Below are 24,035 nucleotides of genomic sequence, written 5' to 3' on the forward strand. Positions count from 1 at the left end.
TTAATTATTAATTTTAAAAATTTCTGTATTCAAATTATTCTTTTTTAAGCTAATATTATAACTAAACAAAAAATCTGTTTCATTGATACCCGTTGGAAAAGTAATTGCACCAAACTGAAACAAAATAAAAGGGAAAAAATCTTTTTTATTTTTTGTCAAAATATTGAATCCTTTCTCAAAATTACCTCCAACTATATGAGAAAAATTTTCTTTGATTCCAGGGCCAGCCTCACGATCCAAATATTTCAAAAATTTCCCTTTTGCTATACTATCTCCTTCTACAGAGGTAGAAAAAAACAAGTCATTCTTAACTTTACATCCATAAATGGCAGGCCCATTTATTTCACAAATAAAATCTGAAACCCATTCATTATTTTTTTCGTGCAGTATTCTTATTGAATTATTTTCAAACTGACTATCTGTTGCGTATATAATTCCTTTTTCTTCTGGAAAAGCAACGCATGATCTAAAAATTTGTTGCCCTAATAGTATTGGAGTAACTTCCTCAAAATTATTCTTCGCCATCCAAATACCAGATGCTTTGTTGAAATCACCTGTTAATATCCATAAGCAATCTCTAAATTTGTCAGGTACTATTGCATGTATATGTTCAATTGTACCTTCAGGAAAAGTATAAACAATTTTCCAACTACTGTCCTTTAATCTTTGATAGATATTTACTGGTACTCGTTCAAAATTGGCAAAATACTCTCCAAAATATAATGAGTCGTCAAAATTATTTATATTTTCAACATTTGCTATATTTAGTGGTCTATTACCGCGTGTTATATTGAAAGTTATCTTATAAGTCCCTTCTAATATATTTACTTCAAAAAATTTTTTATCAAATACTACTAGTAGTTTATTCTCGGAAATAGTCAAAGCATATCTAACACCTAGTCTTAAAACTCGAGTTATTAAGCCTGATTTAGATAAAAAATTCAAGGTATAAGAACAAGGTAATGACAGTATAAACTTTATATCTTCAGTTAAAATATTATATATAAATATACTATTCCTCTTTGAAATAAGAATTTCCTCCTGATTTAGGACAGATAAAACAATGTAATTTCTTAATTTAGAATTAAATTCTAATTTCATGATTTCTTTTTAACATTAAAATATGGATACCCATTTCTGTTTTTTGAATTTAAAAATTCGATTAGCTCTTTTGATTTTAAGAACTCAACTAAAACACCATCGATAATTGTAGTTTTTAATATACCTATTTTTAGAAGATCTTTACACAAAGTTCTTTCAGCAAAATGTAAAGTACCCCATTTTGGCTTACGCTCTTTAACTTTAACAATTTCTTCGAAGTCATTATCGATAACGTTAAAAGTTCTTTCTCTATACCAATCATCAACAGGCCAGTTTTCTCCCATAATTTCCTCTGCAACATGCATAATAGTTAAGCTGTGTGTTAAGTCAGTACCTAAACCTACAATAACTGCATTTCTATCTGCACAAAACTTCCATGAAGAATTTACACCGCAGCTAGAATTTAGTTCACCGCTAATATTTTCTTCCATCATTTGACTAGCATACTTTCCAATTGCAACCATTGGATTTATAGGAAATCTACTAACTTTAGATTCCTTATATCTTAACATACAAAATGGCAATACTCCGGTCCAAACTCTTGACTTACGAACATTATATGTCACTATTTGATTTGCATAATCAGCATCTATATAGTTATCTTTTGATTTTTCTTCAGGAAAAACTCTTGCTGCATTCATGGCTAATGTCCCTTCATCACCAACTAATTCAAGTAGTTCATCAATTATATTATTTGGTGTCTTTCCTGTTTTCTCGATTGCTTCATAAGAACCATGAAGAATTAATATATCTCCCTTATTTAAACCGAAATCGGTTAGTTGTCTCTTAACTTTATTAAAATCCTTTAATTCAACCGATTGCTGGATTGATCGCTTCTTTAAATTTGAACTTAATTTTATATTGTTCCAATAAATCTTTCTAACAAAAAGCTCTACATAAGGAGAAAGTGAGAGAATTTTATTAACAACAGATTGATTTCCCATAATTTAAATATTTACAAAAAAACAAATCTCAGATCGATATTATTTTTTCTATTATAAAAACTGCTTTTTGATTTGCTGAATTCGAATGTTTTTAAACCTTTTACAATGCTTAATTAGATGTATGCTTAGTTGCTAACATATTAAATATTTTTTCGCATTGTTTTGCAGGTAATTTATTTTCAAAAATAAAGTCTTTTGCTCTTTCTCCGAATTTATTCAATTCTAATTGATCCATTTCACATACAGAAATTATAGTCTGATATAAACCATTAGCTGTCTCTTCTTTAGAAACAAAACAATAATCGAAGTACTCTTTTGGAATACCTGCTAAATTATGCATAATACAAGGTGTCCCAGAAGCCAAGTACTCCATTGTTTTAGATGGGAAAGAGTACTTTGTAAAATCTCCTTCAGACAGTCTAGGATTAACCAAAACAGTAGCTTTTTTTTGTAAATTTAGAACCTGCTCTCGAGGTATTTGGCCAAAACTAGTGATTCTTTTATCATTTCTGGCCATTTCATCTAATTCATCCTTAGCATCACCATCACCACAAATCCACAGACGATAATTTTCATCTTTTATTAAAGCAAATGCATTTAATAAATTTAAAATACCATATCTTTTTGCTAAAGTGCCTGTGTATAGAATTGTCTTAAAATGTTCTTTTTCAACAATAATATTATCATCTTTAGAATTAAAAATTCCTTCAACTCTTATCCAGGGTCTTTGTCCAACATTCAAAGGTTCATGCATGTAATCTGACAGCAACACAAAATAATCTACTTTTTTCAAAATTCTATCTAATAATTTCTTTTCCAGTTTTTTTAAAGTCTTGTACGCGAAACTATCATTATCGCTCATAAACTCTGGTAAATCAGGAACTACTAAACAAATTTTTAGTGTAGGATTTGCTTTTTTCAAATCGACCGCTGCTTTAATAACCAGCGTACGAATTCCGTAAATTACAAATATTTCATTTTCATTAAATTCTATATTTTTGAATGCTTTTTTGGTATTACGATATATTGAATAAAATTTATAAACAGTTAAATTTATATATCCTACATTAAGATCTTTTGATCCTGACTTATGTGAAAATGAAAGTGATTTCATTTTTAAATCCTTATATCGGGAAGGATACGAACCCACAGAAGCTAAGTTAACTATATTTAAATTATCAACATAATTATCAAGCCCATCAACTATTGCCCATTGCAGTGCATCAGCTGCATACTGAATTACTCCGACACTTTTACTTTCTATTTCGTTTCGCAATTCTTTAGGGAAAAGTCCTCCTACAAAAATAATTTTCATTAAATCTTTTTTATTTTTTTACACCGAAATTTTTAATTATCTCAGTATATAAATCTAAATATTGAAATTTTAGAACCGAGATGGTGAATTAATTATTAATTTTTAAAAGCCAAAACTTTTATCATCTTACTATTAATGTTTTTCTTATTATCTAGATAGACTAAAAAGAGCATAAAAATCCAGGCGCTTGGAGATTGAAATTTCCACAATAATGGAGTTAATATAGAAGTTACAAATAGAAAAGAAACCATCAGCAACAAATAAAATGTCTTTAATTTCTGGAAAGCGACTACAAATAAATTAAATATAAATCCCCAAAAAAAAGAAAGAAAAACAATACCTAAAATTCCAAAATCCAGATATTGCCCAAACACATTAGTATACAATGCATTATATTCCTGATCAAAACCTATTGTAATAGTTTTGCTAGTCAACTCCCCATATAATACATTACTGTATTGATAATTTATCCCAAAAATTCTTAGGAGGAAACCCAAAAATTCATCTAATCCTCCAAAATTCATGCTACCAAATGTTATAGGAAATTCTTTTGATAAGCTATTTAATCCATATTCCAGTGCTCTAAAAGAACCTACACAATAAACAATTATTTGTTCAAAAAAATCACTGTTTCCTGTAATGAAATTTTCATAATTTAATTCAAAAAGCCCTTTTCTAAAATTTGATAAATAAATCGAAAATAGATAAAAGCAAAAAAGAGTAGGAATTATCACCAGTAAAGTAACTCTTTTTCTTGTCTTAATTTTCTTCTTTTCTTTTAGCGATAATGTTTTATTTTTATTAGAAAATACTTTGTTTTTTAATAAAAATAAAAAACAAATGAAAAAGCCTAACTCTATTATGTAAAAACGGCCAGAACCAAAAGAAGAATATAAGTATACATAAATTAAACTTAAAAAAAATACTTTATTAAATCTTAACCAGACAAAGGAAAAAGCTAAATAAGCAGAAACAAAAATCGAAAAACTTTCAATAACATAGTTGTAAAAATATATTTCTATTTGATACTTAAAAACATTACCGACAAAATATCTCATGACTCTTGCCTCCTCTGTACCAAAAAGCAAAATGGCCTTTTGATACTGCATCAAATAATTAAAAATTATTATAGAAAACAAAACTAGCAACGATACAAAAAGCTTACTCCCTTTGGTTTTATCATAACTTTCAAGCAAAACTGCTTCAATATTAGTATCCTCTTTTTTAATTTCTATTTTAGTAATTAGTCGATTGAAAATAAATCCGAAGCTAAAAAAGGAAATGCTAAGTAAAATTAAACAATAAGTCCACAGAGAAACCTCATATAATCCAAACGGATTAGATAAAGAGATTCCAAGTAAGCAAAGCCACCAAATTAAATAAACGTTCAAAAAAATAGAAGACATTTTATCTCTCAAAACATAACCTGATAAGGCAAAGAGAGAGATAAAAACCACTCCGATAATAAAAAATATCATTTATTAATTATTTTAAAAAACAGATTCTTTTGATATTCAAAATTAAATGTAATTATAAGATTTCACTCAACATTAATTAGCAGTAATAATTGCAATTACAAACAAACACTAAATAAAAATTATTATTAGGCATTTACAATTTGATTATAGATTGCCAGAGTATTATTTACATTTATTATTCGATCATGCCTTAAACTTGATGCTATTTGGGCATTTTTTGATAAAAGTATAGCAAATTCATCATTTTCAAAAATACGGCGGATATTCTGGGCTAACATTTCTACTTCCTCAAAACGATATAGTAATCCCGTCTTACCGTCTTCTACCATATCGATGATTCCGCCTACATAGGAAGCAATTACGGGAGTACCTAAAAGCTGAGCCTCTCCCAGAGAATTTGGGCTATTTTCAATACTGGAAGGACATATAAAGAGATGAGCTCTTTGATATTCAATTACCATTTGCTCTTCAGATAAGGAGCCTAAAAAAACAACATCCTGATCTAAATTATGTTTTTTCAACAATTTACGAACGTACTTACCATAACCTGATAATTTAATTTTATCATTAAAAGTCTCATTTTTTGTAATATTACCTCCTCCTACTTTGATTTTCAAATTTGGAAAATCTACTTTCAAAATAGCTAAAGCTTTTATTACTTGGTGTAAACCTTTAATTGGATAACCAGCCTGACTCAAAAACAAGCTATGTTGTTGACAATTATCTAAAGACCATTTTTTTGCTGAATAAAAAGCATCCCGCAATGATTCATTACCAAAATGGTAATTTATACTACTTTGTCTTCCTTTCGTGTGTACATAATCCCAACTTGTGCGGCCAATTACATGATTTGTTCTCTGTAAGTATTCAAGTTCATTTTTACTTCTTACGACAAACTTATTTTTTTGTTGAAAAATGGTGTCAAATCGGGCAATATCTCTAAAAGAGATATTTTTTGCGATATCCCAAAAAGAAAGACCACCATAATAATATCGGGAATAAATACCAACCAAACCTTGAATGGAAATTACATATTTTAAATTGGGTAAAATTCTCATACAAGCCAGTCCGTGAGCAAATTCTGTACCATGTATATGTAGTACATCAGGAGTAAATTCATTATAAACCTCATGCCATAAATTTTCGAGGCTTTTATCGTATTTAATATTGTTCTTACAAGGCAATAAATAGTAGACAATTGTATCAATTGTCATTTTCATAAACTCGTTACCTCCATATGTGGTTGCAACAGCCAACTGAACATTCTCTTGTTTACTTATTTGTTCTGCTAAACCATACATCCAGCCTCCAATAACAGGAGTTTCCTTTTTCATTGCAATACTAGGAGCAGGAAAAATTGTGTTTACAATCCACAAAATCTTCATAGTCCCTGCTTTAAAAATGCGTTTTCACTAATTGGTTTAGCTACTGAGCAAGGTCCATTTTCTATCGAAACTTCCTTTTCTGAAATCAAGGATTTTGCAAGTTGAATAAAGTTATTAACTGCATTTTTGGGATTCCATGTATTAATCATACTATGATAGGCATTCCTTGCCAAATCATCACAAAGTGCTCTATCATTAATTAATTTTTCAACTTGACCAACTAAAGAATCAATTTTTTTAGATTCAAAAACTAATCCGTTTATACCGTTTTTAATCAAAAAAGGAATCGATCCAATTTCATGAGATGCTACAACAGTACAGCCATTACTCATAGCTTCATTTGCAACAACTCCCCAGCCTTCGCCCCTATCGCTTGTAAATATAAAAACATTTGATTCTTTCATTTTTTGCAAAATATCATCGTTTTTAATATTCCCTAGCACTTTTATGCAATCGGAAACATTGTTTTCCTCAATTAATTTTACAATCTCATTCTTCATTTGTCCATCACCAGCCATTTCTAAAACAAAATCATATCCCTTTTTCTTTAATTTAACGACAAGTTGTACCGCTAATTCAGGATGCTTCCAATCAATCCATCTGGCAACCCAAAATAATTTGATTTTTTTTCCTTGTTTTGATTCTAAAATTGCATTTATGTCTACTTCTTTAACATTTGGAAAATATCCCCATTTATAACATTTATCAGGATATGAAAAAAAACGACTTACATCCGTAGCAGTGTAAGCACTCGAAGCCAGCATATAATACTTATGATTTCTGTATTTTATATGGCTGTTATAAATATTCCACCAAGATCTGGGAGATAAAATTTGATAATCACTTTTTTTTAACCAACGTTCACTATATCTAAAAACGATTTTATCAAGCTCTAAACGGTTTTTAATAAATACATCAGGTGCTGAACCTATTATGACAATATCAGATTCTTGCCCTAATAATAATGCTTTTTGATAATTTGAGTCATTTAAATATGATTGAAGTAAATATTTTTTATCTGCAAAATCGGTACTCAAATAATCTTTAAAAGATTTATCAATGGGCTCAGTCGCAACAAATGTAAAATCATCTCCTAATTTATCATAAAAGCAATCAGCTAAATTAGATTGATAATGATTAATAAAATTTGTAAAAAAAGTAACTTTCATAATTGGGTTTTAATTTTATTTTTTCTCAGAAATAAAAACATCATACTTATTACTCCCATGACTAACCATGAAAGTGATTGTCCCCATGCAGCGCCATAAAATCCATAATTATTAATTAAATATTTGTATAATAGGATAGCAAAGAAAGAACCTATTATTTTGTTAAATAATTCATATTTAGAAAAACCATATCCAACTAATACACTAGATAAAGCAAAAGAGAGTGAGGTAGTAACATTTCTAAGACACAAGATGTTAGCAAATTCTCTTGCCTCCATGTATTTTCCATAAGTCAAAACATTTATTAAAGGTTTTGATAGCAACATGAACAACAAATTTGGTAATAACGTAACAACTGTAATTAAAATTATAAGTCGAATGACCTTCTTTGTTTGTTTTAAAGATGCATATTTATATAAATCAGGTTCAAATGTTTGGAGTACAACTGTTCCAAAAATCCCTAAATAACCAGAAATTTGCAATCCTATATTATACAATCCTAAGCTATGATTATCGTTTAGATGTGCTAAAAATGTTCTGTCTATTCCCATAAAAAAAAATGTAAGAATAGCAGATATAGCCAAAGGCGTGCAAAAAACAAAAGTTTTTTGAACTATGGGCCAGTCGATCTGAAAAGAAAAATTTTGAGCTTTTAAAGAATATATTCCAAATAAGATTGCAACAATAAGCATTGCGATCAAACGACCCTCAGCTCCATATCTAAGAACATAAACTAATAATAAAGACAACAGAGCTCCTCCCAAGGCATTCAAAATGGTTACAACGGCATATTTTTGAGCCTTGTTTTGCATTCTCAAATCCAATAAATAAATATTGTAAAATGAGCTGAAGTAAATAGGAAAAAAACTCAGAAAGGCATAAGGTTTAAATGGTATTGATGGAACAAAATTAATATGATAATAATAATATCCCCAATAGAAAAAAAACAACACCAATAAGCCAAAAACAACAAAAAGAGACAAAATTGTATTTAATAATTTAATGCGCTCTTTCTCTTCTATTAAAAAGTAATTTCTTGCATAATAACTACTCAATGAAAAACTCATTATAGGAGCTAAAACTGATGCAAATGAAGCAAAATACCCAATAATTGCAAAATCATCATGACTTAATCCGATAGATAAAAAAGGATTTATAACCAGTCCTATTAATGCTGTAAATCCTGAAGAAATTAAATAATAAGAAAGATTCTTAAAACTAATATTTTTTACAAATGATATCTTCATATTTCTTTTAACATTTGTAAAAAAATATAAACGATACCTTTACTCAATTTTATTTTGCAAAACACTTGTTATTCTTGTTATTTTGTAATTCTTCTTCTGAAAATTGCTTAAAATAATTATATGTTATTTTAAGGCCTTCTTCTCTACTAATTTGAGGTTCCCAATCTAAAATAGCTTTTGCTTTTGTAATGTCTGGCTGTCTCTGTTTAGGATCATCCTGAGGCAGCGGATGATAAACGATTTTCTGACTTGTTCCTGTCAATTTGATAATTTCTTCTGCAAACTCCCTAATAGTAATCTCATTAGGATTTCCGATATTTACAGGGTATACGTAATCAGACATTAATAATCTATAAATGCCCTCTATTAAATCATCAACATAACAAAAGGCTCTCGTCTGTGAGCCGTCTCCAAATATTGTCAGATCTTCTCCTCTCAAAGCTTGACCTATAAATGCAGGTAAAACTCTACCATCATTTAATCTCATTCTTGGGCCATAAGTATTAAAGATTCTAACAATCCTTGTTTCAATACCATGGAATGTATGATATGCCATTGTAATCGCTTCCTGAAATCTTTTAGCTTCATCGTATACACTTCTTGGGCCAATTGGATTTACATTTCCCCAATATTCTTCAGGCTGTGGATGAACCGTTGGATCACCATATACTTCCGAAGTTGAGGCAATTAAAAATTTCGACTTTTTTTCTTTTGCAAGACCTAACAAATTATGAGTCCCTAATGCGCCAACTTTTAAAGTTTGAATTGGAATTTTAAGATAATCAATTGGACTTGCTGGGGATGCGAAATGCAAAATATAATCTAGTTTGCCACTAACATGAACATAATTAGATACATCATGATTATAAAATTCAAAATTTTTTAATGGAAATAAATGTTCAATATTCTTTAAATCCCCTGTAATTAAATTATCCATACCCACTACATCATAACCCTTAGCAATAAAAAAATCACATAAGTGTGATCCCAAGAAGCCAGCTGCACCGGTAATTAAAACTCTTTTACTCATTTTTTTTATATTATATTTTCAATTTAGATGAAATTGATTTAAAGCAGAAAAACCTATTTTTAAATAGCAATTTACAATCCTATCCTATTTAGTATTCTTTTTACAATCAAGATCAAAACAATTAAGATACCGGCTAAAAAACCACCAGTCAAAATGCCTCTCGCCTTTCCAAATCTTTCCTGAGAAAGAGGCAATATAGGACGATCGATAACTTGAATCAATGGCGTTTCTTTTCTTAAAGTAACTTTTGCTAATTCAGATTGCTTAACTAATTCAGTTAAAATAGCTGTATTAGCCTGAACGTCTACTTGGCTTCTAGCTACAGGCGTCTTACGAACAATAAGAGCCGGGTTAAGATTAAAAGTATTATCATTAGCCACTGCTACTCTTGTAATAGAACCATTTAATTGTCCTCTAATTGAATCAACTTGTTTTTGTAAAACCTCCATATTCATCTTGGCTTTTTTACTTTTTGTATCCACATAAAACTTGGACACTTGTCTTGCTAATGATTCACAAAAAGACTTAGCAAAGAATTCATTTGTAGAAGAAACATTAATATTAATAATGGATATCTTTTTATCTTTTTGAATAACTGACAAACCTGATTGAGAGAGTTTTTCATACATTACTCCTAAAATACTGTCTTGAATTCTAGTAAACATTTTACGATTGGCATTAGGCAAAAACTTTATGGACGCCAATTTTGGTTTATCTTTCCAAGCCTTTTTCCATTCATTGTTTTGAATATACATTTCTGCTAATGAAATCACTTTTCCGTTTACTGTAACTGGCGACAATAATGTCTTTTCAACCATTGAACGTGATTTAAACAATTCTGTTAAATTCGCTCCTGCAAAAATACTTCCTCCGCCACCACCTAAATCTAAGCCAAGTGAACTTGCTAAGCCTAAAGCTCCTCCTAAACCGCCACTTCCTGACTTTTCATCTTCTAATGCAAATGATAAAGTAGCAGTGTAGATAGTTTTTTTTATTAATGAATAGCTAAGCCCTACAATGGCTCCAAATGTCACGACTAATAAGATGATCTTCCATTTCGAAAGTAAATAATAATACCATTCTTTTATTTGCTGTATAAATTCTTTTAACGAAACTTCATCGTTGTCAATATTTTTCTCCATCAAAAAATTATTTAAAGGCTGTTACAATTAATAAAGCTAAACTAGAAACAACGCTTCCAATTCCAACCCATTCTCCTGCAGTCATTTTCTTAGATTGAGGTTTTTCAGGAACAACAATTTGAGAATCAGGTTCTACTCTAGGGTAAGATCTAAAAAACAAAAAGGAAGTTGTCACAGCAGCTTTACCATTTGGATAGATTATGTAGGCCTTCTTTTTCCAGCCTTTATTATCAACCCCTCCAACTGAATTTAAGTAGTACTTGAATCCTTTCCCACTTCTGTATGGAATTTCCGAAGTTAACAATACATTACCAGTTACTTTCACCCCTTCATTATAAACTGATACCTCAATTTCATCACCTGGAAACAAAGTAACATTTGAATAATGATTTTTATCTTTAACTATTTTTTCCCAATTCACTGGAATAGTAGCAAATTTTAATTCGTCTCTAAGTTTTTTTGATAATTTAGAATTAAGAGTATCTTTTTGCTTAACATTACCCACCTCTTGTTTCGCTTTTAAAGCTTCCTCTTCCGGAGTAAGTTTTTTATCAAGATTTAAATTTACACTTTCTAACTGCTCAATTTGCTCTTCTTTAATTGGTCTTTTAATTTTCATACCATCCAAGTTAGCAATTGAAGTTAATCCCCCAGCTCTCATCACAACATTGTAAACAGTTTCTTTTTTATTTGCCAAAACATACTTACCTGGATAAGTAACAGCTCCGCTAACCTTTACCATTTCTGGTTTTTCATAAACCGCCATTTTTCGTATATTAATGACATCAAAAGGCTTTAATACAAAATTCTTAATCTGCTCGTTATTATTGGCTGTAATTTCGAGTTCAACCAGTTCAATTCTCTTCGGATCGGCATCATCAATTACATCAGATTTTACCATTCTGGCAATTTCAACCCTTTTGGATGCCGAACCGGTTAAACCACCAACCTGAACCACTAAATCATTCAAAGTTAGATTTTCAAAGTACTCATATTCGCCTGGATTCTTAACTTCTCCATCAATTGTTACCTTATACTCTTCTCTGAATTCAAGAATAGAATAAACAGTAACGACGTCTTCTCTTTTCAATTCAATATCAGAATTTAAATCCCCAGATAAAGCCGCGCTTAAATCCACATTTACAATCTCTGTTGTTAAATCAGTCTTTAAACGAATAATTCTTGCTCTTTTTGTATAGGCATCTTCTTTTAGCCCTTCAGCTCTGGTGATAAGATCTGAAATTCGCATTCCTTCACTATAAGAATAGTAATCAGGTCTAAAAACTGCTCCTTCAATTTTAATACGATTTTCAAATCGGTTTAGAATCTTTGTAACTTTAAAAACGTCCCCTGACTGTGGAGTATAAGATCCATACTCGCTTTCGTTGATATCATGAACTTTAAATTCTTTTCCTGTTTTCTGTAATACATTCACCGAGGCAGTGTAAGCGAACTCATTAAAACCAGATGCAAAATTCAAAAGATCAGAAAATTTTTCTCCTTTTTTCATTTCAAAAATCCCTGGTCTTTTCACTTCCCCTTCAACTACCACTCTTTGTGTATAAGCGGGAATTCTAATAACATCATTATCCTTCAAACTTACGTTGTCAGATTGATCCCCCTTTACTAAAAACTTATAAATATCTACATTTTTGTAAACTCTGTTATTACGGATTAATTCTATATTTCTGTAACTCCCATTTTTACCAGGGCCACCTGCTAAGTGTAAAGCATTATAGACAGATGCCAGAGAGGAAATAGAATAATTACCCGGTTGTTTTCCTCCTACAATCGTTACCTTAATTGTTCTAATATCACTTAAACTAACACTAACCTGAGACTGCCCTGATCTAACGGTGCTGTAAACTCTCGCAATTGCAGCTCTTATTTTTTGAGAAGCAGCTTCTATTGACATTCCAGCAACTGCTATTTGACCAACATTCTGAATGGTGATTTTACCTTCAAAATTTACCGGTACAGTATCATCAAATTGCTGAACTCCGTACACACTAACTTCCAATTTATCCCCTGGCCCCAAAATATAATTTACTGGTGTCGCCATTTTTAAATCCGGTTCAAAATTTAAAGTGGGATTATCAAATAATTCAGATCCAAAAATCAAAGCGTTTAGCGAATCTTTCACTTTATCATTTTTAATTTTTTCCTGTTTTCTTCCAAACTCAGAATCCTTATCTTCTGTTTTTATTTTATTGTCTTTATTTTTGTCTTTCGAGGCATCTTTCGAATTTTTCTTCTCAAATTCAGTAAGCTTCATTTTTAACTTATTAAATTCAGTCTGATTCATCCCTTTGGACAAAGCCATTGATTCCACCTGATCAATTGTTGCATTGTTGCTCTTTAACTGAGCACTAATTTTAGCCAAATCATCGTCTGACAAATAATCCACTTTCACAGTACTCAAATCTTTTGATTTAAGAATATCCTGAGCACTTGCATTAAAAGATATAAGTAAAGTAAAAAACAGAGTAAGAACGTATATTATCTTTTTCATATTTAAATTATAATTTAACCGTTTCGTTTAAAAGAAGTTATTTATTGTTTAAGAGTATTGTTTTTGATAGTAATCCTTATAAGACCCGGAAGTCACATTCTGTAACCACTCTTCATTGTTCAGATACCAATTAATCGTTTTTTCTAAACCTTCTTCGAAAGTTACTGATGGTTTCCATCCCAATTCCCTATTAATTTTGGAGGCATCTATCGCATAACGCAAATCATGTCCAGGTCTGTCTTTCACATAAGTAATTAATCCCTGTGATGTTCCTTCTGGTCTACTTAGTTTCTGATCCATAATCTGGCATAATAGTTTAACCAGATCTATATTCTTCCACTCATTAAAGCCTCCAATATTGTAAGTTTCATGATTTTTACCTTCGTGAAAAACTAAATCGATAGCAATAGCATGGTCTTCCACAAATAACCAATCACGTGTATAATTACCATCTCCATAAACCGGTAAAGCTTTGTTATTTATAATATTATTTATAAAAAGTGGAATTAATTTTTCAGGAAAATGGTACGATCCATAATTATTAGAACAATTTGTCAAAACGTAAGGCAAACCATAAGTCTCTCCATAAGCTCTTACAAAGTGATCTGAACTTGCCTTAGAAGCAGAATAAGGAGAATTAGGATCGTAAGAAGTTGTTTCTGTAAAAAGTCCCTCAACACCAAGTGAACCATAAACTTCATCCGTACTGATATGATAAAAACGCTTCCCTTCGAAATTACCTTTCCATTGATTCTTTGCCGCATTTAATAAATTCATTGTCCCTATCACATTCGTTTTAACGAAAGCTAAAGGATCTTCAATAGAACGATCGACATGCGACTCTGCAGCTAAATGCAAAACACCATCAAAATTATGAAGGGAGAAAAGTTCATTTATAAAAGTTTCATCTACGATATCCCCTTTTACAAATGTATAATTAGGTTTATCTTCAATATCTTTAATATTCTCCAGATTTCCGGCATAAGTCAAAGCGTCTAAATTAAAGATCTGATATTCTGGATATTTATTCACAAAACGTCTTACTACGTGCGAACCAATAAAACCAGCACCACCGGTTACAAGAATTTTCTTCATTTTACGTTTCAATTAATTTAACAATTCTGAATTTTGTCTTTCTAATTCACAATATAAATCTTTTACATCTTGCGAATTCTCCTTTTGAAGGATCAAATTTGCAGTACCTGTATAAACAAAAATGGTGTTTCTCAATCCTAAAAATGCAGTATATTTTTCAGTACCAATAACCATGTTTCCGTTATCATCTATAGAATGACCTCTAGAAACTAAATAATCGTAAACCGATTCAAACGAACCTAAATCAGACCATGAGAATGCTGCAGGAACTACTTTTATTTTCTTACTGCGTTCCATAACAGCATAATCGATACTTATGGATGGGATTTCTAAAGACAAATCTAAATCTAAAAAACCCTCTTTATTAGCTTCCCAAACAGCTTTAGATTTCTCAAAAACGTCCGGTTGAAATTGTTTCAATTCCTCTAAAAGAACTCCAGCTTTAAAACAAAACATCCCACTATTCCATAGAAAATTACCTCTTGCGATGAAATTTTTAGCGGTTGTTTCGTTTGGTTTTTCACGAAATGAAACTACTTTATCGCCTTTTGATTCAATGTAACCGTATCCTGTTTCTGGTTTAGTTGGAATAATCCCAAAAGTTACTATAAAACCTTCTTTAGCCTTTACAATAGCTTCATCTATAGCTTTATTGTAATCTTCCATCTTTTCAATAATATGATCAGATGGGGTTACAATTAAAATATCATCAGGATCACAAGCAAATGCAGCAAATGCAATTGCCGCAGCGGTATTTCGAGGAGTCGCTTCAACAATATTAATATACTCTCTTTTAGACTTATCCATTACTTTGGCACTAAGAGAATGATTGTCTACATTGCCAACAACCATCACTTTATCAGCTAAATGATTATTGCGATCGACTGTCAATTCAAATAAAGACTTTCCTTCAAACATTTCCAAATATTGCTTTGGCTGACTTTTTCTGGATAATGGCCAAAGTCTGCTGCCAATACCTCCGGTCAAAATAACATGTATGATTGAATTATTTACTTCCATTTTCTTTAAAATAAAAAAAGCCTTTTACTATAGCCTGTTATCAGCTAAAGTACCTAAGACTCCTTTTACATCATATAATAAACTATTTTCTTTCTGTAGCTCTGAAAAATCCAGTTTTAAAAATTCAGCATGCGCTACTCCAAGTACAACAGCATCGAATTTTTCTTTTGGTACAGAATTAATAGTTTGTAATTTGTATTCTTTTTTAACTTCCTCTATACTGGCTAAAGGATCATATAATGTAACTGTTATTCCGTATTCTTTTAACGCTTTGATTACATCAACAATCTTTGTATTTCTAACATCCGGACAGTTTTCTTTAAAAGTAATTCCAAGCATTAACACATTAGCTCCATTAACAGAAATTCCTTTTTTTATCATCAGTTTTACCACCTGGGCGGCCACATATTCCCCCATACTGTCATTTAAACGTCGTCCTGCCAAAATTATTTCAGGATGATATCCAAATTCTTGAGCTCTCTGTGCCAGATAGTAAGGGTCTACACCAATGCAATGTCCTCCAACCAATCCAGGTTTGAAGGGTAAAAAGTTCCATTTTGTAGAAGCTGCTGCCAATACCTCCTGAGTATCAATATCCATAAGATTGAATATCTTGGCTAACTCATTTACAAAGGCAATATTAATATCTCGTTGTGAATTTTCGATCACTTTAGCTGCTTCCGCAACTTTTATTGAAGGTGCCAAATGGGTTCCGGCAGTAATTACAGATTTATAAAGAGCATCTACTTTTTGACCTATCTCCGCAGTAGACCCAGAGGTTACCTTTAGAATTTTCTCAACAGTATGTTCCTTATCACCAGGGTTTATTCTTTCAGGCGAGTATCCTGCAAAAAAGTCTATATTAAATTTTAACCCGGAAACCTTTTCTAAAACCGGTACACACTCTTCCTCCGTTACACCAGGATATACAGTCGATTCGTAAATTACAATATCACCTCTCTTTAATACTCTACCAACTGTTTCGCTAGATTTATATAACGGAGTCAAATCAGGACGATTATTTTTATCTACCGGAGTAGGAACTGTTATCACAAAATAATTACAATCTGCGATATCTTCTATAGAAGTTGTGCAGTACAATCCTTGTTTGTCACCAGAATTATCGACCAAAACCTTCTGTAAAGTTTCGTCATCTATTTCCAATGTAGTATCAGTACCAGATTTTAGAGAAGCAACTCGCCCTTCATTGATATCAAAACCTACAACGGCATATTTTGTAGCAAATAATCTGGCCAAAGGCAAACCAACATAACCTAAGCCAATAACGGCTATCTTTATGTTTTCATCCAATTTGTATTCTTTTTTATCCACTTCAGTCATTTCAATTCACGGCTCCGCCCTTCTGAGTCACATCTTTTTGCCCCAGACACCCTACATTTATTTTCGGCAAATATAGTATATTAACTCAAGTTAATCAATACGCTTTCCCGTAATACCAAAAAAAACGGACTATTAAAAAAAACTTAATCCAACAATCCTCTATCAATCAGCATGCAAAAAATTATATTATAAAAAAAACAGAGAAATAAAATCTCAAATTAAAGAATTTTACCCTCTGTTTTAAATGAAATAGTTAAACTATAACTATTTTATTTGTATTTTATTTTAAGCACACATCCCAAAGATTCCAAAACCAATATATAATGTGTATTTGACACTTCCTGAACTATCGCTTCCTGATTACTAAAAGCGCCGAATTCTATTTTAATTCGATCTCCAGCCTGAATTGAAGTTACTGATATATCGCTTATATTTGGAGCTTTCAGACTTGCTTTTATACTATTAATTTCTTCATCGCGAACTATGGCCGGTTTCCCCAACCAAAACAAATAACGAACTACCCCGGCTATCTGGAAAACTGAATTTCGATCAATATCTTTCAATTGAACGAATACATAAGAATTAAAAAGAGGGACTTCAACTTTCTTCTTTCTATCTGACCATTCTTTCACTTGCGTAATTAATGGACAGTAACATTCAATACCCATTTGAATCAGTCTATCCGCAACTTTCTTCTCCCATTTCGGTTTTGTATAAACAACATACCAATTCATAATTTTCATTTACAATGAATAAAATCTCCAACACCCTCTTCTTCCTTATTTTATATTGAATTTCACTTCAATATCTTTTTCAATTAGGAACCAATCCCATTATAAATAAAACCAATTGATTCTAGGTTTTTTGCATCCAAAATATTTCTGCCATCGAAAAGAAAAGCTGGCTTATGCATAGAATCGTATATCTTTTGCCAATCGTACATTGTAAACTCGTCCCATTCTGTTAAAATAGCAATTGCATGAGCATCTTTACATGCGTCGTAAGCATTAGCAAACGTTGAAACTGCTACATTGTTCTCTTCCGCTGACCTTGTTTCTAAATAATTTAAATCATTTAATATCTTAGTCTTTGAAACTTTCGGGTCATAAACAGAAATTTTTGCCTGCTCATTAATCAAATCATCTGCTACATATATTGCCGCAGATTCTCTTGTATCATTGGTATCTTTTTTGAAAGCCCAACCTAAAAATGTAATTTTCTTATCGGCGACAGTATTGTATAAAGTCTGAACAATCTTACTTGAGAATCTTTTCTTCTGATGATCGTTCATTATTATTACTTGTTCCCAATAATCTGCTACTTCATTTAATCCATAAGATTTTGCAATATACACTAAATTAAGAATGTCCTTTTGAAAGCAAGAACCTCCAAAACCAACTGATGCCTTTAAAAACTTTGGTCCAATTCTGCTATCCATTCCAATGGCACGGGCAACTTCATTAACATCAGCACCTGTTTTTTCACACAATTCAGACATTGCATTTATAGAAGAAATTCGTTGTGCCAAAAATGCATTTGCCGTTAACTTAGACAATTCCGACGACCAAACGTTCGTAGTCAAAATCTTTTCTTTGTCTACCCAGTTTGCGTAAACATCAACCAATGCACTAATTGCTTCCTCACCTTCCGATGTTGTATCTCCACCAATTAAAATTCGATCCGGATTCAACAAATCAGTAACCGCAGTCCCTTCGGCCAGGAATTCAGGATTTGACAAAATTTGAAACTGAACTCCATTTCCTGTATTATCCAAAATACTTTTAATAGCTTCCGCTGTACGTACAGGTAAAGTTGACTTCTCCACAACAATTTTGTCTTCCTTGGCTACTTTTGCAATTTGTCGGGCACATAGTTCAATGTATTTTAAATCAGCTGCCATCCCTTTTCCCTTACCATAAGTCTTGGTTGGTGTATTTACTGAAATAAAAATCACCTGCGCCTCATCAATTGCTTTTTCAACTTCTGTCGAAAAAAATAAATTCCTTCCTCTGGCCTCCCCTACTATTTCTGAAAGTCCAGGCTCATAAATCGGAATATTATCCGTATTTGGATCATTCCAGTCTGCAATTCTTTGTTCGTTTAAATCGACAACAGTCACTTGAATATGTGGGCATTTTTGAGCAATTACTGCCATAGTTGGACCTCCAACATAACCCGCACCAATGCAACAAATTTTTGTGATTTTCATTTACTTCTATTATTTTATTGTTATCTTATTTCTATTTCAAATTTTTCCAATACCAGCTCACTGCTTCCTTTAATCCTTCCTGTAAAGAATATTTAGGATCATACCCCAGCATTTTTCTTGCTTTATCAATACTAGCTAATGAATGTGGAATATCTCCTGCACGATTTGCCCCATAAACTATCTCCACATCAGAAATTTTAGAATCAAATGCTACTAAGTATTCCTTTAAATAACCTATTAAATCATTTAAAGTATTTCTATCGCCAAAAGCGGTATTATAAACTGTGTTTATGGCTTCCGGATTCAGACTCGTCATTGCCAATTCATTCATCTGAATTACATTGTCTATGTAAGTAAAATCTCGAGAATAATTTCCATCCCCATTAATTACAGGACTTTCATATTTCATTAACTGCATAACAAATTTTGGAATTACAGCAGCATAAGCTCCATTAGGATCCTGCTTTCTGCCAAAAACATTAAAATATCGCAATCCAATAGTCTCTAATCCATAAGTTTTACTAAAAATCTCAGCATAGAGTTCGTTTACATATTTTGTAATGGCATATGGAGACAAAGGCTTTCCTATTACATCCTCAACTTTCGGTAATCCCTGAGAATCCCCATAAGTTGATGAACTAGCTGCATAAATAAACCTTTTAACTTTCGCATCACGAGAAGCGGTCAGCATATTTAAAAAACCGGAAACATTCACATCGTTTGTCGTAATAGGATCATTAATTGATCTTGGAACAGAACCTAAAGCCGCCTGATGCAAAACATAATCAGCACCTTCAACAGCTGAAATACAGTCGGCAAAATTTCGAATATCTCCTTCAATTAATCTAAAATTAGGATTTGAAATAAAACCCTTTAAATTATGACGATGACCTGTCGAAAAATTATCCAGACAAACCACTTTATACCCAAGTCCTAAAAAATACTCCGATAAATTTGATCCGATAAATCCAGCTCCACCTGTAATCAAAATTGTATGTTGTGTTGATGTACTCATTTGCTACCAATTATTTTTTACTGAATTTACTCAAAATCGCCTTCCAAACACTAAGTTTTTCCTCTTCATCATGATAACCGTTTGCATAAGCTCCGTAACCGTATCCATAAGCGGCTCCATATTTTGCCTTATTCTCATAACCATTTAATACAATGCTGGCATTATTCAGCTCCCCTCTTTTAACTCTGGTGTTTAGCAATGTAATCATATCCTTTTTGGTATAATTTTGCCTTACTATATAAAGAGTTACATCTGCAAATTGTGCAAGTTCTAACGCATCCGAAACTAACCCAACCGGAGGTGTATCCAAAATAATATAATCATATTTTTGCTTCAACTCTAAGATCATCTCTCTCATCGCATCACTCAAAATTAGCTCTGAAGGATTTGGTGGAATTGGCCCCGAAAGTATAACATCCAGATTTGGAACTTCTGTACGGTGTGTAATTTCTTCTAAACTATTTTGCTTTATGAGGTAATTAACAACACCTGTTTGATTTTTTAAATTGAACTCATCTGCCAATCTTGGTTTTCTTAAATCCAAACCAAGAATTACCGTTTTCTTTTCGCTTAAAGCGAATACCGTAGCAATATTTATGGAACAAAATGTCTTTCCTTCACCACTTATTGACGACGTAATCATTAGAGTTTTCGAACCGCTCACCTGCTGTTTCTTATATAAAAACTGCAAAGAGGAACGAATAGCTCTAAATGCTTCTGATAATGCCGATTTTGGCTTGTCAAATACCGCCAAACTCAACGAATCTTTATTTACTCCAATGATACCAATTAACGGTATTTGTGTCAATTTACTAATATCTTCAGTATTCTGAATCGAGTTATTGACAAAGAAAATTCCAAAAACGAACAACAACGGAATTAATATCCCCATAAATAAGGCCAACACATAATTCACTGAAGTTTTCGGACCAATTAATCCGCCTCCGATATCTTTTGCAGGATCAATAAAATGAATGTCTGATAAGTTCGATGCTTTTACAATTTCAGCTTCGTTTCTTTTTTTCAAAAATTCAGTGTAAATATTATCACTTAAATCATATTTTCTCTGAATTTTCAGCAACTCCTGCTGTTCTTCCGGAAGTTTTTTGACAGTACTTTCCGCCTGACCAATTTTAGCATTTACCATAGCCAAATCAGTCAACAATAAAGCTTTTGCAGAAGTTATATTTTCTAACAAAACACTTTTTACAGCTTGCATTTGATTGTCAAAATCTTTAAACATCTTATCGCTTTTTACTGCATAAGCCATTTCCGATCTTTGTGCCGAAAGCGCAATAAGTTTTGAAACATGCAAAATAACGTTTGGATCTTCAATACCTGCTACTGTAGGAGCCGGTAATCTTGAATAATCCGTACTATTATTTAAATACGATTTTAAAGAATTGTAATAGGCAATTTTTCTTGTGACCTGATCTTTTTCAACATCAAAATCCATTATTTTATCTGAAACTTTAGCTCCACCGGCTTCAATTTCATATATATTTTTATCCTTCCTAAAAGTTTTCAACTCATTACCTGTTTGCTTCAATTGCATTTCCATAGCAATAAGAGTACTATCGATAAATCGGATGGTATTTGTCGCAAACTGATTTTTCCCGTCCAGCTGAATTTTGATTAACATTTTTACCGTTGCATTCAAATAATCAACCATCCTGGCTTTATTGGTACCTTGCATCCCTAGAGTCAATATTGATCCTCCTTTTTCATCAGCGTTAACACTCACACCTCTATAACGCGATACGGTTCCGTCAAAATCATTAAACCTAACAAAATACTCATTTCCTGTGTAAAATCCCGGATTATCATTTATCTGTAAATTCCAATTTAAAAAAGGAAGCGTGACTTGTTCTCCTGCCTTACACCTTCTCACATACTCTTTAGGCTGAACGGTTGTATTGCTATAACTGTTATTGGAATACGTAATTAATGAAGCAGAATTACCTTCAAACGGAATTCGAATTTCATATTCAGTTGGACTTAAAAACTTAATACCTATTAATGTATTGGCAAGCTGTCCTTTTGTTTTGTTGATTTTTACGTAAAATGGAACTGCTCCATAAGAATCAATCAAATTATATTTTCCCTGAACAAGATAATCAATATAAAACTCCAATTTATCCACAACTAACTCGTTGTGTGATCTTGATTGTATAACGGTTGAAATTCCATTGACCTGATCTGAAACCCCTCCCCAATTAAAAACCAGACTTGTATTAGAAGTAAAAAACGGGTTTCGTTCTTCCTTAATCGAAACCATAGTCTGCATTCCGTAAATTTTTTCTTTACGAACATTTACCTGATAAGCAATGGCAAAAGCAATTATCAAACTAACCGCAAATAGTTTCCAGTAACTGGCAATTTTCAGTAGAAATCCTTTAAAATCAAAATTTGAATGATTTTCAAAAATGGAAAAATCTTTTATATCTAACATCTTTTGAATTTAATTTTAGTTTTTAAGCAACAAATATACCGTTGTAGCCAAAGACAAAACAGTAATAATTGTTGTAATAGATTCTATACCTGTCTTCCCAGTTCCCCATGATTTTTGTTTAACTGGTTTTACATAAATATAATCGTTAGGCTGTAAATAGTAATAAGGCGATTTCATCACATTAATATCCGTCAAATCGATATCCTGTATTTGTACACCAGTCGGGGTCTGACGAATTACGGTTACCGATTTCCTATTACCCGTAACTGTGATATCTCCGGCATTTGCGATAGCTTCCATAATATTTACGTGTTCCTGAAACAGCGTTTTTGTACCTGTACTTCCCACTTCTCCATTTATGGTATATCTAAAACCAGCTAATTTCACAGTAACAAAAATATTAGCCTCACTTTTAAAATACTCTTCAAGTAACTTCTTTTCGATTCGAACACGCACTTCTTCAAGAGTATATCCGATAACATTAATTTCTCCTAAGATTGGCATTCTGATATTACCATGATCGTCAACTGTAAATCCATTAAAATACAATCCTGACTCTGATTTTCCAGCTCCTGAAGAAGCAGTTTCTGTAGTATTAAAAATGGAAACCAACTTTGAGTCAATTGCTTTTATGTCAATACTTAAAACATCATTTACCTGCAATCTGTAAGGCTTAGATTCCACAGCAGTAATATTATTCTGTTCTCCCGAATTATTTTTATCTTGTAAATAAACCAGATCTTTTACGGGAATACAAGAAGTAAATAGTATGCTAATTAATAATAGTATATAAAAGCCATTTTTTGTCATTAGTGAAATTTTATCGCAAATATAGACTTTCCTTTAATCTTCAGAAAATCTAAGTGTTATTTGGGTTTATTTAATTGTTTTTGAAAGTTTTTTCGAATGGAACTCTGTGCAAAATACTTCTCCCGAGGGTAATTTCATCTGCATATTCCAATTCATCTCCTACCGAAATTCCTCTTGCAATGGTAGAAATTATGATTCCCGATTCGGCAATTTGCTTATAGATGTAAAAATTAGTGGTATCCCCTTCCATTGTAGAACTGAGTGCAAAAATAATTTCTACCACCTTTCCTGCTTTTACTTTTTCGACCAGAGTTGAAATATTCAACTGACTGGGGCCAACTCCTTCAATTGGAGAAATTTTTCCTCCCAGTACATGATAAATTCCTTTATACTGACCTGTATTTTCAATCGCCATAACGTCACGAATATCCTCGACAACACAAATCGTTTGATGGTTTCTTGATGAATTAGCACAAATTTCGCAGACTTTGGTATCTGAGATGTTGTGACAATTTTGACAAAATTTAATATTCTCACGCATATTCAATAGAGCCTGCGATAAAAAACTGGTTTGTTCTTTCGGCTGTTTTAACAAATGCAGCACTAATCGCAACGCCGTACGTTTACCAATTCCGGGCAACTGCGACATTTCACTTACTGCTTTTTCTATTAATTTTGATGAAAATTCCATGACGACAAAAGTAATACATTAATGTTTCTTTTCTGATCCGATTAAAAATGAATTCCTCAATGTTCTGAGGTCAAAAACA

The 24,035-nt window shown here is 31.8% G+C and carries 19 protein-coding genes; all 19 read right to left on the reverse strand.

The window, feature by feature from the left end:
- Complete coding sequence (locus tag BHE19_RS15350) at positions 1-1,101, reverse strand: hypothetical protein (RefSeq protein WP_070907867.1); 1,101 nt, start codon at positions 1,099-1,101, stop codon at positions 1-3.
- On the reverse strand, positions 1,098-2,045 hold the full coding sequence (locus tag BHE19_RS15355) for an AAC(3) family N-acetyltransferase (RefSeq protein WP_070907868.1): 948 nt from the start codon (positions 2,043-2,045) through the stop codon (positions 1,098-1,100). Before BHE19_RS15355 ends, BHE19_RS15350 begins: the two co-directional genes overlap by 4 nt.
- Positions 2,046-2,154: 109 nt before the next feature.
- Complete coding sequence (locus BHE19_RS15360; RefSeq protein ID WP_070907869.1) at positions 2,155-3,360, reverse strand: glycosyltransferase; 1,206 nt, start codon at positions 3,358-3,360, stop codon at positions 2,155-2,157.
- Positions 3,361-3,455: 95 nt separating this feature from the next.
- Entirely contained in the window at positions 3,456-4,838 is a 1,383-nt protein-coding gene (locus BHE19_RS15365) for an O-antigen polymerase (RefSeq protein ID WP_070907870.1), read from the reverse strand.
- Between the two features lie 125 nt (positions 4,839-4,963).
- Positions 4,964-6,223: a glycosyltransferase family 4 protein gene (locus BHE19_RS15370; RefSeq protein ID WP_070907871.1), complete on the reverse strand. Its 1,260-nt coding sequence runs from the start codon at positions 6,221-6,223 to the stop codon at positions 4,964-4,966.
- The gene (locus BHE19_RS15375; protein ID WP_070907872.1) at positions 6,220-7,392 is read right to left on the reverse strand and encodes a glycosyltransferase; all 1,173 of its coding nucleotides are present in this window, start codon (positions 7,390-7,392) and stop codon (positions 6,220-6,222) included. The genes BHE19_RS15370 and BHE19_RS15375 overlap by 4 nt, the downstream gene beginning before the upstream one ends.
- Entirely contained in the window at positions 7,389-8,639 is a 1,251-nt protein-coding gene (locus BHE19_RS15380) for a lipopolysaccharide biosynthesis protein (RefSeq protein ID WP_070907873.1), read from the reverse strand. Before BHE19_RS15380 ends, BHE19_RS15375 begins: the two co-directional genes overlap by 4 nt.
- 49 nt (positions 8,640-8,688) lie before the next feature.
- A complete protein-coding gene (locus tag BHE19_RS15385) occupies positions 8,689-9,669 on the reverse strand; it encodes a UDP-glucuronic acid decarboxylase family protein (RefSeq protein WP_070907874.1) in 981 nt (326 codons plus the stop codon).
- Positions 9,670-9,740: 71 nt separating this feature from the next.
- Positions 9,741-10,811, reverse strand: a complete 1,071-nt coding sequence (locus BHE19_RS15390; RefSeq protein ID WP_070907875.1) for a GumC domain-containing protein — start codon at positions 10,809-10,811, stop codon at positions 9,741-9,743.
- Between the two features lie 7 nt (positions 10,812-10,818).
- Positions 10,819-13,323, reverse strand: coding sequence for an SLBB domain-containing protein (locus BHE19_RS15395; RefSeq protein WP_070907876.1), 2,505 nt, complete (start codon positions 13,321-13,323; stop codon positions 10,819-10,821).
- A gap of 48 nt (positions 13,324-13,371) precedes the next feature.
- Entirely contained in the window at positions 13,372-14,418 is a 1,047-nt protein-coding gene (gene rfbB, locus BHE19_RS15400; protein ID WP_070907877.1) for a dTDP-glucose 4,6-dehydratase, read from the reverse strand.
- Positions 14,419-14,430: 12 nt separating this feature from the next.
- Positions 14,431-15,438, reverse strand: coding sequence for a mannose-1-phosphate guanylyltransferase (locus tag BHE19_RS15405; protein WP_070907878.1), 1,008 nt, complete (start codon positions 15,436-15,438; stop codon positions 14,431-14,433).
- A gap of 27 nt (positions 15,439-15,465) precedes the next feature.
- A complete protein-coding gene (locus BHE19_RS15410) occupies positions 15,466-16,779 on the reverse strand; it encodes a nucleotide sugar dehydrogenase (RefSeq protein ID WP_070907879.1) in 1,314 nt (437 codons plus the stop codon).
- A gap of 269 nt (positions 16,780-17,048) precedes the next feature.
- On the reverse strand, positions 17,049-17,513 hold the full coding sequence (locus tag BHE19_RS15415) for a UpxY family transcription antiterminator (RefSeq protein ID WP_070907964.1): 465 nt from the start codon (positions 17,511-17,513) through the stop codon (positions 17,049-17,051).
- Between the two features lie 83 nt (positions 17,514-17,596).
- The gene (locus BHE19_RS15420; RefSeq protein WP_070907880.1) at positions 17,597-18,988 is read right to left on the reverse strand and encodes a UDP-glucose 6-dehydrogenase; all 1,392 of its coding nucleotides are present in this window, start codon (positions 18,986-18,988) and stop codon (positions 17,597-17,599) included.
- Positions 18,989-19,019: 31 nt separating this feature from the next.
- Entirely contained in the window at positions 19,020-20,003 is a 984-nt protein-coding gene (locus BHE19_RS15425; protein ID WP_070907881.1) for an SDR family oxidoreductase, read from the reverse strand.
- Positions 20,004-20,013: 10 nt separating this feature from the next.
- The gene (locus tag BHE19_RS15430) at positions 20,014-22,455 is read right to left on the reverse strand and encodes a polysaccharide biosynthesis tyrosine autokinase (RefSeq protein ID WP_070907882.1); all 2,442 of its coding nucleotides are present in this window, start codon (positions 22,453-22,455) and stop codon (positions 20,014-20,016) included.
- A gap of 15 nt (positions 22,456-22,470) precedes the next feature.
- Positions 22,471-23,265, reverse strand: a complete 795-nt coding sequence (locus BHE19_RS15435) for a polysaccharide biosynthesis/export family protein (RefSeq protein ID WP_070907883.1) — start codon at positions 23,263-23,265, stop codon at positions 22,471-22,473.
- A 70-nt stretch (positions 23,266-23,335) separates the two neighbouring features.
- Positions 23,336-23,956 (reverse strand): recombination mediator RecR, encoded by a 621-nt coding sequence (gene recR / locus BHE19_RS15440; protein ID WP_070907884.1) that lies wholly within the window; start codon positions 23,954-23,956, stop codon positions 23,336-23,338.
- Positions 23,957-24,035 lie beyond the last annotated feature (79 nt).

The sequence above is a fragment of the Flavobacterium tructae genome (genome assembly GCF_001853485.1).
Classification (GTDB): Bacteria; Bacteroidota; Bacteroidia; order Flavobacteriales; family Flavobacteriaceae; genus Flavobacterium; species Flavobacterium tructae.

Coding starts and splice junctions, on each gene's coding strand:
- recR (WP_070907884.1), bottom strand. CDS start 23,956: ATGGAATTTTCATCAAAATTAATAGAAAAAGCAGTAAGTGAAATGTCG.
- BHE19_RS15425 (WP_070907881.1), bottom strand. CDS start 20,003: ATGAGTACATCAACACAACATACAATTTTGATTACAGGTGGAGCTGGA.
- BHE19_RS15360 (WP_070907869.1), bottom strand. CDS start 3,360: ATGAAAATTATTTTTGTAGGAGGACTTTTCCCTAAAGAATTGCGAAAC.
- BHE19_RS15355 (WP_070907868.1), bottom strand. CDS start 2,045: ATGGGAAATCAATCTGTTGTTAATAAAATTCTCTCACTTTCTCCTTAT.
- BHE19_RS15405 (WP_070907878.1), bottom strand. CDS start 15,438: ATGGAAGTAAATAATTCAATCATACATGTTATTTTGACCGGAGGTATT.
- BHE19_RS15415 (WP_070907964.1), bottom strand. CDS start 17,513: ATGAATTGGTATGTTGTTTATACAAAACCGAAATGGGAGAAGAAAGTT.
- BHE19_RS15380 (WP_070907873.1), bottom strand. CDS start 8,639: ATGAAGATATCATTTGTAAAAAATATTAGTTTTAAGAATCTTTCTTAT.
- BHE19_RS15390 (WP_070907875.1), bottom strand. CDS start 10,811: ATGGAGAAAAATATTGACAACGATGAAGTTTCGTTAAAAGAATTTATA.
- BHE19_RS15365 (WP_070907870.1), bottom strand. CDS start 4,838: ATGATATTTTTTATTATCGGAGTGGTTTTTATCTCTCTCTTTGCCTTA.
- BHE19_RS15435 (WP_070907883.1), bottom strand. CDS start 23,265: ATGACAAAAAATGGCTTTTATATACTATTATTAATTAGCATACTATTT.
- rfbB (WP_070907877.1), bottom strand. CDS start 14,418: ATGAAGAAAATTCTTGTAACCGGTGGTGCTGGTTTTATTGGTTCGCAC.
- BHE19_RS15430 (WP_070907882.1), bottom strand. CDS start 22,455: ATGTTAGATATAAAAGATTTTTCCATTTTTGAAAATCATTCAAATTTT.
- BHE19_RS15375 (WP_070907872.1), bottom strand. CDS start 7,392: ATGAAAGTTACTTTTTTTACAAATTTTATTAATCATTATCAATCTAAT.
- BHE19_RS15350 (WP_070907867.1), bottom strand. CDS start 1,101: ATGAAATTAGAATTTAATTCTAAATTAAGAAATTACATTGTTTTATCT.
- BHE19_RS15395 (WP_070907876.1), bottom strand. CDS start 13,323: ATGAAAAAGATAATATACGTTCTTACTCTGTTTTTTACTTTACTTATA.
- BHE19_RS15370 (WP_070907871.1), bottom strand. CDS start 6,223: ATGAAGATTTTGTGGATTGTAAACACAATTTTTCCTGCTCCTAGTATT.
- BHE19_RS15420 (WP_070907880.1), bottom strand. CDS start 18,988: ATGAAAATCACAAAAATTTGTTGCATTGGTGCGGGTTATGTTGGAGGT.
- BHE19_RS15385 (WP_070907874.1), bottom strand. CDS start 9,669: ATGAGTAAAAGAGTTTTAATTACCGGTGCAGCTGGCTTCTTGGGATCA.
- BHE19_RS15410 (WP_070907879.1), bottom strand. CDS start 16,779: ATGACTGAAGTGGATAAAAAAGAATACAAATTGGATGAAAACATAAAG.